The sequence below is a fragment of the Marisediminitalea alba genome (assembly GCF_002993365.1).
Taxonomy (GTDB): Bacteria; Pseudomonadota; Gammaproteobacteria; order Enterobacterales; family Alteromonadaceae; genus Alteromonas; species Alteromonas alba.
Genome location: NZ_PVNP01000206.1, coordinates 16813 through 29156, shown reverse-complemented (window position 1 = coordinate 29156; position 12344 = coordinate 16813). Strand labels below are relative to the sequence as shown.

Below are 12344 nucleotides of genomic sequence, written 5' to 3'. Positions count from 1 at the left end.
TAAGCGATTAACAACGTTTCAAACCTACCTAAAATCAACTGTCTGACCCCTTCGAGTCTGATGATTCTTCCACCTTCCCACAGGTGGGTGTAACTGGGCAGGGCGCGAATTATACAGCATTTGCACAAAAAGCATACCCCCAACACAGCAAAAAATTAAATTGGCACAAGCTTTATTCGTCGACTAATCTTGATAACGAATTCAAACATATATTGCTGTTTATGAAACCCTTTTCATTTTCAATCCTGCTCGCCGTGTTATTCAGCCCGGCAGGCTTCGCTAACGACGCGCCAGAAAAAGTGATTTTCACCCGCGCCTTTGCCGATGAAGCCTACGGGTATTATCACGCGCAGATCCTGGCACAGGTGCTGGAGTTAACACCAGAATTTGGGGCGGCAGTGGCAGAACCACATCCCCAACCCATGCCCCAGGCCAGACAAATTATAAAGCTCCAGAGTGGCGAGGCGCAGGTAATGTGGAGCGCTACCTCAGCCGAGCGGGAAAAGCAGTTGCTTACGGTACGTTTTCCCTTATTGCAAGGCCTCGCCGGTTATCGGGTGCTGGTTATCCATAAATACAAGCAAGGCAGTTATCCGCAGGATGTAACCAAATCAACCCTGCAGTCTTATCTGGGGGTACAGGGCGCAGACTGGCCGGATTTAACGGTGCTAAAATACAATGGATATCAGGTTGAAGGGCTCCCCTGGAGCCTGTGGTTTGCCAATATGTTTATCGCCGTAGAAAAAGGCATGGTGGACTATTTTCCGCGTAATGTTATCGAAGTCTCCAACGACCTCGAACGACATGCCGACAAGTTAGTTAAACTCGAAGATAACCTGTTGCTGCGCTATCCCAGCTACGAATATTTTTTTGTATCGCCAAAACATCCGAAACTGGTAAAACGGCTGTATACGGGTTTGTTAAGAATGCTGGATAGCGGTGAACTTAAAACCTATTTCGACAAACACTACAATCATCGACGAGCGCTGGAGCTGGCCACCGACCCCAACCGAAAAATATTTGAGCTGGAAAATCCTGGCATCAAGCAAACCTTTGAAAACCCTTTGTGGAGCCAGAGTCCGGCTCCGTTACGCGCTTACCTTGCTGCCCGGGCTGCAGAATAAAACATTACAAAAAGCGATATCAGGCAGATGTTTCCTGACGTTTTACCCGCTGCCATAGTTGTTCAAGCTCATCCAGCGAGTGCGCTTCAAGTGCGCCTTTTTCTGCTTTTGCCATCGCTTCAACCACAGCAAAACGATTAGCAAACTTTTGGCTGGCCCGGCGCAGCGCGGCATCAGCATCCACATTACAATGACGAGCCAGGTTTACCATGGCAAATAATGCATCACCAATTTCAGCTTCGAGGGCCTGCTGATCGCGCTTCGGCGCATCCAGCTCCGCCTGTATTTCCGCTACTTCCTCGCGCACTTTATCAGCCACCGGGGCAACCTCTGGCCAGTCAAACCCCACTCGCGCGCATTTCTTCTGAATTTTCTGGGCATACATTAACGCCGGCAAACCGGTGGGGACACTGTCCAGTAGGGCTTGCGGGACGTGTTTACGCTCCTGTGCCTTAATGGCTTCCCATTGCTCCGTTAAACCGGCGTTATCGGTGGTTGCTTCGCCAAACACATGGGGATGGCGGCGCACCATTTTATCGCTGATTGCATTCGCGATGTCCGTAAAGTCGAACTGCTGTGATTCATTGCCAATTTGCGCGTAGAAAACGATTTGAAACAGCAGATCACCCAGTTCATCTTTAATCTCATCCGGTGCCCCCCGCTCTATGGCATCAACGGCCTCATAAGCTTCCTCAATCGTATAACGGGTAAGCGACTGCATGGTTTGTTGCACATCCCACGGGCAGCCCGATTGCGGGTCACGCAGGCGCGCCATGATATCAAGCAGGCGGGCTAACGCCGCCTTCGGTTCAGTGGGTCTTACGTCTGACATCAATGATGTCCTTCAGTTGTCGCAAACGATTCGTCAGGCGGCTCAGCGCTTCTACATCGGAGACTTCTACCGATACCGAAATCAGTGCAGTGTGGCTGTTTTTGTCACTCAGGCTGTTTACGCCGAGCAGGGCCACGCCTTCGTTAGCCAGCACTGTGGTGATATCGCGCAGCAGACCAGTACGATCATTACATTCAATGTCCAGATTCGCTTCATAACCGACGTTGAGATCTTCTGACCAACTCACTTCAATTTGCCGTTCCGGATGCTGATTGAGCAGGTTCTGAAGTTGCTCACAGCTGTCTTTGTGCACGCTTACACCGCGCCCCTGAGTGATATAACCCAAAATATGATCGCCGGGCACCGGCTGACAGCAGTTAGCCAGCTGGCTCATCAGGTTACCCACGCCCTGTACTACCACACTGTCAGGTTTATTTTTGCCCCGCGCGGCTTTGCGCGTTTTAACCTTGGGGCTCAGTTCTTCAACTTCCGGCGGCGGCGCCACTAACTGTTGCAGATGATGCACCACCGACATTACCCGCACATCGCCGGCACCTATTGCAGCAAACAGTTCGTCTGTACTGGGCACATTAAATCGTTCGCAGGCATCGACCGCCATTTTAACCGGCAGACCGGCGCGTTGGAGTTCGCGCTCCAGCAGCTCTTTACCCGCCTGCTGGTTTTTCTCTTTATCCTGTTTCTTAAAGAAACTGTGAATTGTCGCGCGGGCCCGTGACGAATGGACATAACCTAAACCAGGATGCAGCCAGTCTCGCGACGGGTTGGGTTCTTTTCCGGTCAGGATCCCCACCTGATCGCCACTTTGCAGCTGATAGGTAAAGGGCACTATACGGCCGTTAATCTTAGCGCCGATACAGCGGTGCCCTACATTACTGTGAATGTAATAGGCAAAATCCACCGGCGTTGACCCCTGCGGTAAATCAATCACATCACCGCGCGGTGTAAAGACATATACCCGGTCGTCAAACACCTGACTGCGCAGTTCTTCAACAAAGTCACCCGACTCGGCCACCTCTTCCTGCCATTGCAGGATTTTACGTAACCAGTTAATCCGCTCATCGTAGCCAGAAACCTTACCAGCACTGCCCTCTTTATATTTCCAGTGCGCCGCTACACCCAGTTCAGCATCCTGGTGCATCTTCTGGGTACGGATCTGAATTTCAACCGGCTTACCTTCCGGGCCGACAATAACCGTATGTATCGACTGATAGCCATTCGGTTTAGGGGTGGCAATATAGTCGTCGAATTCTTTGGGAATATGCTTGAAGTGGGCATGCACAGTGCCCAGCGCCGCGTAGCAATCCTGCAACCGCTCGGCAATGATCCGCACTGCCCTGATATCGAAAAGCTGCTCAAAAGTCAGGCGTTTTTTCTGCATCTTTTTCCAGATGCTGTAGATGTGTTTTGGTCGCCCGTAAACCTCGGCCTTAATGTGTTCGTTATTGAGCAAGTCCTGCAAAGAGTCCACTACATTGTCGATATACTCGGCGCGCTCGCGCCTCTTACCATCCAGCTGTTTAGCGATTTGTTTATAAGTGACTGGATGTAAATAGCGAAAGGCTAAATCTTCCAGCTCCCATTTTAACTGACCAATGCCAAGACGGTTAGCCAGTGGCGCATAGATGGTGGCACACTCCCGGGCAACCATAACCCGGGTTTCTTCGTCGGCCTTTTTAACCTGTTGCAGGGCGCAAATCCGTTCCGCCATTTTAATCACAACCGCCCGCACGTCTTCCACCATGGCCAGCAGCATACGACGGATACTGTCGATGTGTTGCTCATCGGGTGCTGAGAGCTTGCTTTCGGATTGTTTGCGGTTATGCAGCATGCGAATCGCTTCCATGCGGCGTACACCCACTACCAGTTGCTCAATTTCAGTACCAAAGTTTTCCGCCACCTCGGCATCAGACAACTCATGCTGCTGACAATAGGGATAAACCAGCGCGGCCTGCAATGTTGCGTCGTCCATGTTGAGCTGGTGAAGGATTTCCACCATCTCCTGACCGACCAGCAGTTTATCCGGCATATGCGAAATATCGCGCAGCTTCTGAGCGGTACTTTCAGACAGATTAAGACTCGCCAGCCATTCTTCAAACGGTGGCCGGTGTTCTTCATGCACTGTGCGGGTTGAAACCATATTTACCTCTTACCCTTTAGCCACGCGTTCGAGTAACGCCATCGACTCAATATGCTGGGTATACGGGAACATTTCCATTATGCCGAGTTTCACGATCCGATACCCTGCTTGCAGCAGCGGTGCCAGATCGCGATTAAAAGTTGCCGGATTGCAAGATACGTACACGACTGACTCAACTCTGGCTTTGGCAATTTGCTGGCAGGCTTCCATAGCCCCTTCCCGGGACGGATCCAGCAACACTTTATGATATTTTTTTAGTGCCAGAGCGTTAAGTTCTGCCTCGTTACTTAAATCGGCAGTGCGCCACTGAATATTAGTAATGCCTTGTTGTCGGGCAATTTTTTCGCCTTTTTGCACCATTGTGGAAACCCCTTCCACCGCAGTAACACTGGCGCAACGTTTTGCCAGGGGCAAGGAAAAGTTACCTAAACCGCTAAACAGATCGAGTACGTTGTGCTGCGCCTCTGGCGCCAGCCAGTCGAGCGCTTGCTCAACCATGGCCAGATTTACCTCTGCATTCACCTGAATAAAATCTTCGGTGGTAACCGCCAGCGATAATGCATCGGTGGTGGCGCATAACAACTCATCTACCGGCTTATGCAAGGCTTCGCTGTGATCACCATAGTCGAGTCGCAGTAACAGCTTATTTGTCTGAGCAAAGGTCATTAACAATTCGCGGTCGCTGCCTGCAAAAGGTTGAGTGCAGCGAAATGTGATGCCGATACCGTTTTGTGCTCTTAGTAAACTTATATGGCCAATAGCGGTGCGCCCGGATAGCTGCTCGAGTAGTTTATGTAACGGCGCTAACAGATCATTAAGTTCAGGTTCAAGCACCGGGCAATGGTTGACATTGACCACTTTATCGCTCTTTGCCGCTCTGAATCCCAGCGCCAGCGGCTTGCCTTTGCGGGCATCAATGGCCAGGCGCGTTTTTCGCCGGTATTGGTCACCGGCGCTGCGTAAAGGTGTGACCCAGGGTAACTTGTCTAACGAGTGGGTGAGCCGGATTTGCTCATCCAGCGCCTGTTGTCGCCAGGCTAAGGCAGCGTCGCGCTCAACGTGCTGCAACTGGCAGCCGCCACATTGCTCATATACCGGGCAAAAAGGCGTTTGCCGCGCCGGGGCAGGCTCAAGCACTTTGGTTACATGACCTTCGCAGACTTGTTTTTTACTGCGCGTAATGGCTACCTGACAGGTTTCACCGGGCAGCGCGCCATCTACAAACAGTACCGGCTGATGGGTTCGGCAAACACCGCGCCCGCGGGCATCCCACTTTTCCAGCGTCACCGTAGCAGAAGCTACCTGAGCGGGCCCTTTTCGTTTTCCGCTGGCGCGACGCTTACCGCCGCCCTGATAAATGCTAACCATTACCTTGCCTCACGGTGTTTCAAGGATCACCGTTGCCACGGCGTAATGTTGTTCATCAGATAAACTTAAGTAAGCACTCACTATACCTTTAATCTTGCATTTCTCGGCAAACTCACCGCTATAATGCAGAATTGGCGCGCCCGCTTCGTCATTGCTGACACGCAATTGTTGCCAGCTAATACCGCGACCAATCCCGGTGCCCAGCGCTTTTACCGCGGCTTCTTTAGCGGCAAACCGTTTAGCCAGATACCGTACCGGCTGATTGTGCGCTGAATAAATGGCCCATTCATCCGGTGTGAGCACCCGACGCGCGAGGCGATCCCGGGAGCCATCCTCCATCTCAAAACGGGCAATTTCGACAATATCAGTTCCCAAGCCTGCAATGGCCATGGTCAGCTCCGGTGGTGGTTAGCCTATGTATGCCTGTAAACGCGCTTCCTGCATCAGGCTGCGCATATCCGCCACGGCTTTGTGCAAACCGTCAAACGCAGCTCGGGCGATAATGGCATGACCAATATTGAGTTCGATAAGCTGCGGGATAGCCGCAATCGGTTTTACGTTGTGGTAATGCAAGCCATGACCAGCGTTAACCTGCAGCCCGAGATTATCGGCATACTCCACACCACGGCGGATTTGCGCCAGGTGTTCCAACTGCTCCGCTTCACTGGTTGCATCGGCATAATGACCGGTATGAATTTCGATATACGGTGCGCCGGTTGCTTTAGCGGCATCAAGCTGGCGCTCATCGCCATCAATGAACAGGGAAACCAGAATATTCGCCTCGGCCAGGCGCTGGCAGGCATCGGTCATACGACTCAGATTGCCGGCCACATCCAGCCCGCCTTCGGTGGTTAACTCTTCACGTTTTTCGGGCACCAGGCAACAAAATGTGGGTTTAACCTGTTCGGCAATGGCCAGCATTTCTTCGGTGACAGCCATTTCTAGGTTTAAGCGGGTATTAATGGTTTGCGCGAGTAACGTGACATCACGGTCTTTAATGTGGCGACGGTCTTCCCGCAGATGAACGGTTATACCGTCTGCGCCTGCGCGTTCTGCGATATCCGCAGCGTGCACCGGATCGGGGTAAGAGGTACCACGCGCATTTCGCAGCGTAGCGATATGATCAATATTAACGCCAAGCAGAATATCTTTCATTCCCAGGGTCCTAGATTACATAACAAAACTGAAGTGGCGCGTATTGTAGCAGTGATTCAGCGGGAGGCCAAAAAGAGCTCACGACTTTTCAATGGCTTGTCACCCACAAAGGGATGCAGAGCTAACCGGCATAAGCGCTTTGCCGCCTTTAATCCCGGCGGGCTGAAATCCTGTTCAGCCAGCATCAGCAGTTCGGTACCGGAAAAACTGAGTTTGCTGGCCTGTTTAACCTGGCAAAACCCCAGTTCCGACACCAGTTCGTAATGAAAAGACGGTTCGATGGGATCATTGGAAGCCGCGTCAGTAGTGAAATCCGGCATAACGCCAAGCTCCTGCAAGAGTGCCAGTTCATACTGACGCAGAATATACTCGGCAGCCGCCTGTTCCTGCTGCAATGCTGCCAGGGCTGTTGCATAGGCACTGTAGAGCTCTGCAGCCTCGACACCGCCAGGCAATACCCGGTTGGTGATCTCATTGACATACAGGGCACAATAAAGGGCATTTCCGGTGAGCATGCGCAAAGCGCCATTGCCTTCTAATTGAGTCAGGTTCTTTAAATCGCTTTTGCCGCTTAGCTGTACTCGCAGCGCCTGGAAGGGTTGCAGCAGGCTTCGGCGGTCGGATTTGGCGCTGCGCACACCACGGGCCACGGCGCTGACGCGGCCGAGTTCGAGGGTAAAGAAATCAACAATAAAACTGGTTTCACGATAGGGGCGTCGATGCAAAACATAGGCATTCAACCAGTGGTTAGCCATGATTATGCCCGCTTGATCCGCACAACTTTCATCTGTTCAAACTCCATACCAGCAACGGTTTCCACCGTGCGGTAGTAGGTCATATTCACCCGGGCTCCCTGCAGCGACTGATAAGGTTTGGTGCGTTTAAACACAAAGGGCGCATCGACATCTTCAATCATTACGGTATGGCGAACCCAGTCGCCATCCTGACGCTGTACATGAGAAACCACTTTCAGGTTTTCACTGTGAGTCAGTGACTGATGACGTTTTAGCAGCTTTTCCACACTCATAGCAATTCATTACCTGTCAGGCCACCGGAGCCAGAGCTTCCACCAGCAGTTGCAGCGATTCCCTGCCCCGATAGTAATTCACATCCAGCTGATACGCCAACTGCACCTGCTTAACATTAGGGTCAGGCCAGACATCGGAATCAATATTAAACGCGATAGCGTCGAACTCCTCGCCGCTGTCGGGGTGAGCCAGTACCATCTTAAGGTGACGCTCACCGACAATCCGCTGCTGAATAAGCTGGAAAGTACCGTCGAATAGCGGCGGCTGAAAGCCCTGGCCGAAAGGACCGGCCTGGCGCAATACCTGGGCGGTGGGCAAATTAAGGATGTGTGGCTCCAGTTCGCCATCACTGAGGATGATATTCGGGTCGTCAATGTCAGCCAGAGCCGCTTTAACATGACTGGTAAAGGCTGCGGTAAAGGCGGAAAGATTGGCAGTCTGGATTGATAATCCGGCGGCTGCCGCGTGTCCGCCGAACTTCTCAATCAGGCCCGGGTGAGCGGTACTGACGGCCTCCAGAATGTCGCGGATATGGACCCCGGCTATGGAGCGCGCCGAGCCTTTAATAATTTCATCATCCTGTTTGGCAAACACAATGGTCGGTCGCTTATATTCATCTTTCAGCCGACCCGCGACGATCCCGATGACGCCCTGGTGAAAATGCTCATCGAACAGCACGATGGCATCTGGCGGTGCACTGCTGTCGAGTTGCACCGACGCCAGGGTTTCCTGTGCTTGTTGTTTCATTTCCTGTTCAATGGTTCGCCGCTGCTGGTTAAGCCGGTCGAGCTCCGTCGCCCGCGCCCGGGCTTCCATGGAATCACTGCAAAGCAGGCACTCTATCCCGGCCGCCATATCATCCAGACGACCCGCCGCATTTAGCCGGGGGCCTATTACAAAGCCCAGATCCGTTGCCGTCAGGCGGCTGGCATGACGCTGAGCTACGTCGAGTAAGGCAGTAATCCCCGGCCGGCATTGTCCGGCACGGATCCGCTGTAAGCCCTGATGCACCAGAATACGGTTATTCTGATCAAGCGGCACCACGTCCGCTACTGTGCCTACTGCCACGATGTCGAGTAAATTGGCTAAATTAGGCATCTGAAGCCCCTGGCGGTTAAACCAGTCGCGCCCTTCCAGTTCAGCTCGCAGCGCCAGCATAAGATAAAACGCCACGCCAACACCGGCGAGGTTCTTCGAGGCAAAATGGCAATCCGGCTGATTAGGATTAACGATGGCGGTAGCGGCAGGCAGGGTTTCGCCAGGTAAATGGTGATCAGTCACAATCACTTCCATGCCCAGCTCGTTGGCCCGCTGAACCCCTGCATGGCATGAAATGCCATTATCAACGGTGATAATTAACGGCGTTCCCCGCTCGGCTGCCACCTCGACAATCTGTGGCGAAAGCCCGTAACCAAAATCAAACCGGTTGGGTACCAGATAATCCACCCGGGTTGCCCCCATTTGCCCCAGAGCCAGCATACACAGCGCCGTGCTGGTCGCGCCATCGGCATCAAAGTCACCGATAATGGTTATCGATTGCTGCTCACTAATGGCATCGGCAATGCGCGTGGCGGCTATGTCGCAGCCCAGTAAATCGCGATAATGCAGCAGTGCCCGGGCACCGGTATTTAATTGCTCGGCAGACTGAATGGAACGGCCACGGTAAACCCGCTCAAGAACCGGATGTATTGCCGTGTCAAAGGTATCGGTTAACGGCCGGCGCCTGATGTGTAAACTCATAAATTCGCTGTGATTCGTTACTGAAACTGAAAAGCATTCTGATTGGTGAAGCAACCGGATACCCGAGAGGAATGGTATCCGGTAGGCGGTAAGACAATTAACCGGCGATCTGTTTAAGCGCCGATAGCAACTGTTCCGGCGGTTGGTAACCAGGAATAATACTGCCATCGCTGAGTACGATATTAGGCGTACCATTTACGCCAATCTTGCGACCAAAACGAAATTGCTCGGCAATGTCGTTATCACAGCTGTTAGGCGTTACGCTGCTGCCTGATTTTGCGTTGGTCATAGCTTTTTTCGGATCGGCGGAGCACCAGACCGATACCATCTGACGATAGACCGGGCTGTTGAGGCCAGCACGAGGATACGCCAGGTACCTTACGGTAATGCCTTCTTCGTTGTACTGAGCAATCTGCTCGTGCAGCTTACGGCAATATCCGCAGGTAGTGTCGGTGAATACTGTTACCACATATTGTTCGTCTTCAGCTTTAAATTCGATGTAGGAATCATCAAATTGCTTTAAACCATCCAGACGCATTTCAGCCAGCGCGGTTTCGGTTTCGTTACGCATTTCTTCGTCGAGATTGTAAACCCGCGCCTGGAGTAAATAGGTGCCGTCTGCACTAACGTAAAACAGGCCGTTTTCGGTGCTGATTTGCAGTAAGCCATCAACAGGTGAGTCGGCGATGGCATCTACCCGCCATTTCAGCGTGGTTTCGATTTTTGCTTTAACGCTCTCTTTATCTGCCGCATCGGCCAGCACATTTGCAGTTGCAGCAACTGAAACAACACTCAGCACTGCCAGTAAACTGCGAAGAAACACTTTCATTTAATCACTCCTGAAAACCACTCGGATTATGGCCTAAACGGCCTCTGGGGTGCTGAATTTGCAGCACATTGTTTTCTTTAAGACCGGCATTTAACCGTAAAATTCGCTCTAGTGTATCAAAAAATCCCGCTCTGGCGATGATTGCCATCGACAATTACCCCGGTGCTCATCGAATCGGCCCTGCCAATAGTTTGTTTTATCCCCTAGGATGATGCGCTGTAATCAGGTTTTGAAGTCTCTCTGTGGCAACATGGGTATAAATTTGCGTGGTTGACAGATCGCTGTGGCCCAATAGCATTTGCACCACCCGCAGGTCGGCACCATGATTAAGTAAATGCGTTGCGAATGCATGGCGCAGCGTATGGGGAGACAACTGAGTACGGATCCCGGCTTTCACTGCATAGTGTTTAATGCGGTGCCAGAATGTCTGGCGGGTCATCTGTACACCACGGTTACTCACGAACACCACGTCGGTCTGATGCTTTAACAATTGCGGGCGGGCACTGTGTAAATAGTCCTGTAGCGCATCGAGGGCATTTTCACCCAGCGGTACCAGGCGCTCTTTATTGCCTTTACCCATCACCCGCACCAGTCCTTGCTGTAAGCTGACTTCCGACAAGCGCAGGCCAATTAGCTCGCTGACCCGCAGGCCGGTAGCATACAGCACCTCGAGCATGCATTTATCACGACACTCAATGGGTTCTTCCATTTCCGGCGCATCGAGCAACGCCTCAACATCGGCCTCGCTCAGCGTCCCGGGTAACTTCTTGGCAGCTTTGGGGATAGCCAGTTGACTCACCGGGTTATCCTTACGCTGATTATCCGTAACCAGATAGCGGTAAAACTGACGCATAGCGCTAATGTTGCGCTGCGTGCTGCGCGCCGAAAGTCCCCGCTGCTCGCGAAACATCAGATAGTCCTGCATGTCGGTGAGACTGGCCTGCTTCAGACTGGTAGAGCGACTGGTTAGGAAGCCCGCCACATGACACAGATCCCGACGATAACTTTGTTGGGTATTATCGCTTAAGCCTTTTTCGAGCCACAGCATTTCGATAAAGGCTTCTATCAGGTCAAGATCGGCGGCGCCGGGAGGCAGCATTTTCTGACTCATTTAAAGCCGCGCCGCTCTTTTATCAGCTCGTAAGCAGCCTGAATATCCTGGGCTTTATTTTTGGCGATTTCCATCGCTTGTTCCGGCAACCCTTTAGAGGCCAGTTTATCCGGGTGATGCTCCGACATTCGCTTACGATAAGCCCGTTTGATAGCCTTTTCATCATCACTGGCAGCTACCCCTAACACGGCATAGGCATCTTCCAGTGATGGCCCGCTGTTCTGCTGACTGCCCTGACGTTGATGACTACCGCGCCCCTGGCTTCGAAAGCGCACCTCGGCTTCAAACATGGCAATAAGGTAATCGAGATCGCGACGCACAAATCCCAGTGCTCTAGCGACTTTCTCCAGCACCCGGTATTCCTCGTTGGCCAGCCGGCCATCGGCAAATGCCGCCTGAATAAGGATTTCCAGAAATACTTGCAGAATATCCCGGCGGCCATGGCAGGATTCATATAATTGCTTGAGAATATCGGCAATAGGAAAATCCCGCGATTTACCTTCCCGGAAAGCCTGTTGCGCTTCCTGACGAGCCTGTCCCTGCAGTTGCATGTCGTCCATCAGACGTGAGGCAACCTTTATTTCTGATTCCGTAACCTTACCATCAGATTTTGCCAGGTGCCCCAGGGCAGCAAACAAACTATGGAAGAAGATAGCCTGTTGCTGCAACGCATCCTGACTGGAGAAAAAGCGTCCGAAACCGCCCATACGGCCGAAATCCTGACTGTAGCCCTTGTCGAACATATAGCCGACAAAGAACCCCAGAATGGCGCCCGGTATTTTTAAAAACATCATTCCGAAAATTAAACCCAGTAATCTGCCCCAAATCGGCATGCATTCCCCCTACAACTGCGACGCCCCGCGCCGGACTGGTTGATAAACAGGCGTAACAACCAGAAAAAAGATAAGATGTTAAGCACTATAACCAATGGTTATTCGCTTGAGAAGTCGCCCACATCATTGCTTTAAAGCAAATAAATGGGGATAAGATATGAATTTT

12 protein-coding genes are annotated in these 12344 nt (G+C 52.1%); 1 reads left to right on the top strand and 11 read right to left on the bottom strand.

Annotation, left to right across the window (positions count from 1 at the left end; genetic code table 11):
• Positions 1-221: 221 nt before the first annotated feature.
• Entirely contained in the window at positions 222-1124 is a 903-nt protein-coding gene (locus C6Y40_RS21980; protein ID WP_146129629.1) for a type 2 periplasmic-binding domain-containing protein, read from the top strand.
• Between the two features lie 19 nt (positions 1125-1143).
• Here the strand turns inward: C6Y40_RS21980 and mazG are convergent, their stop codons facing one another.
• From mazG to djlA, 11 genes are all read right to left on the bottom strand, one after another.
• A complete protein-coding gene (gene mazG, locus C6Y40_RS21975; RefSeq protein WP_105936540.1) occupies positions 1144-1956 on the bottom strand; it encodes a nucleoside triphosphate pyrophosphohydrolase in 813 nt (270 codons plus the stop codon).
• On the bottom strand, positions 1934-4114 hold the full coding sequence (gene relA, locus C6Y40_RS21970) for a GTP diphosphokinase (RefSeq protein WP_105936539.1): 2181 nt from the start codon (positions 4112-4114) through the stop codon (positions 1934-1936). The genes mazG and relA overlap by 23 nt, the downstream gene beginning before the upstream one ends.
• Positions 4115-4123: 9 nt before the next feature.
• Positions 4124-5482, bottom strand: a complete 1359-nt coding sequence (rlmD, locus tag C6Y40_RS21965) for a 23S rRNA (uracil(1939)-C(5))-methyltransferase RlmD (protein WP_105936538.1) — start codon at positions 5480-5482, stop codon at positions 4124-4126.
• Positions 5483-5491: 9 nt separating this feature from the next.
• The gene (gene acpS / locus C6Y40_RS21960) at positions 5492-5872 is read right to left on the bottom strand and encodes a holo-ACP synthase (protein WP_105936537.1); all 381 of its coding nucleotides are present in this window, start codon (positions 5870-5872) and stop codon (positions 5492-5494) included.
• Between the two features lie 18 nt (positions 5873-5890).
• Entirely contained in the window at positions 5891-6637 is a 747-nt protein-coding gene (gene pdxJ / locus C6Y40_RS21955; RefSeq protein ID WP_105936536.1) for a pyridoxine 5'-phosphate synthase, read from the bottom strand.
• A 56-nt stretch (positions 6638-6693) separates the two neighbouring features.
• Complete coding sequence (recO, locus tag C6Y40_RS21950; protein ID WP_105936535.1) at positions 6694-7392, bottom strand: DNA repair protein RecO; 699 nt, start codon at positions 7390-7392, stop codon at positions 6694-6696.
• 2 nt (positions 7393-7394) lie between these two features.
• Positions 7395-7664, bottom strand: a complete 270-nt coding sequence (locus C6Y40_RS21945) for a hypothetical protein (protein WP_105936534.1) — start codon at positions 7662-7664, stop codon at positions 7395-7397.
• A gap of 16 nt (positions 7665-7680) precedes the next feature.
• Entirely contained in the window at positions 7681-9405 is a 1725-nt protein-coding gene (gene recJ / locus C6Y40_RS21940) for a single-stranded-DNA-specific exonuclease RecJ (protein ID WP_105936533.1), read from the bottom strand.
• 97 nt (positions 9406-9502) lie between these two features.
• Complete coding sequence (gene dsbC / locus C6Y40_RS21935; RefSeq protein ID WP_105936532.1) at positions 9503-10234, bottom strand: bifunctional protein-disulfide isomerase/oxidoreductase DsbC; 732 nt, start codon at positions 10232-10234, stop codon at positions 9503-9505.
• A 196-nt stretch (positions 10235-10430) separates the two neighbouring features.
• Complete coding sequence (xerD, locus tag C6Y40_RS21930; protein ID WP_105936531.1) at positions 10431-11345, bottom strand: site-specific tyrosine recombinase XerD; 915 nt, start codon at positions 11343-11345, stop codon at positions 10431-10433.
• Positions 11342-12178, bottom strand: a complete 837-nt coding sequence (gene djlA / locus C6Y40_RS21925; RefSeq protein ID WP_105936530.1) for a co-chaperone DjlA — start codon at positions 12176-12178, stop codon at positions 11342-11344. Before djlA ends, xerD begins: the two co-directional genes overlap by 4 nt.
• Positions 12179-12344 lie beyond the last annotated feature (166 nt).

Coding starts and splice junctions, on each gene's coding strand:
- djlA (WP_105936530.1), bottom strand. CDS start 12,178: ATGCCGATTTGGGGCAGATTACTGGGTTTAATTTTCGGAATGATGTTT.
- xerD (WP_105936531.1), bottom strand. CDS start 11,345: ATGAGTCAGAAAATGCTGCCTCCCGGCGCCGCCGATCTTGACCTGATA.
- rlmD (WP_105936538.1), bottom strand. CDS start 5,482: ATGGTTAGCATTTATCAGGGCGGCGGTAAGCGTCGCGCCAGCGGAAAA.
- recJ (WP_105936533.1), bottom strand. CDS start 9,405: ATGAGTTTACACATCAGGCGCCGGCCGTTAACCGATACCTTTGACACG.
- pdxJ (WP_105936536.1), bottom strand. CDS start 6,637: ATGAAAGATATTCTGCTTGGCGTTAATATTGATCATATCGCTACGCTG.
- recO (WP_105936535.1), bottom strand. CDS start 7,392: ATGGCTAACCACTGGTTGAATGCCTATGTTTTGCATCGACGCCCCTAT.
- acpS (WP_105936537.1), bottom strand. CDS start 5,872: ATGGCCATTGCAGGCTTGGGAACTGATATTGTCGAAATTGCCCGTTTT.
- mazG (WP_105936540.1), bottom strand. CDS start 1,956: ATGTCAGACGTAAGACCCACTGAACCGAAGGCGGCGTTAGCCCGCCTG.
- dsbC (WP_105936532.1), bottom strand. CDS start 10,234: ATGAAAGTGTTTCTTCGCAGTTTACTGGCAGTGCTGAGTGTTGTTTCA.
- C6Y40_RS21945 (WP_105936534.1), bottom strand. CDS start 7,664: ATGAGTGTGGAAAAGCTGCTAAAACGTCATCAGTCACTGACTCACAGT.
- C6Y40_RS21980 (WP_146129629.1), top strand. CDS start 222: ATGAAACCCTTTTCATTTTCAATCCTGCTCGCCGTGTTATTCAGCCCG.
- relA (WP_105936539.1), bottom strand. CDS start 4,114: ATGGTTTCAACCCGCACAGTGCATGAAGAACACCGGCCACCGTTTGAA.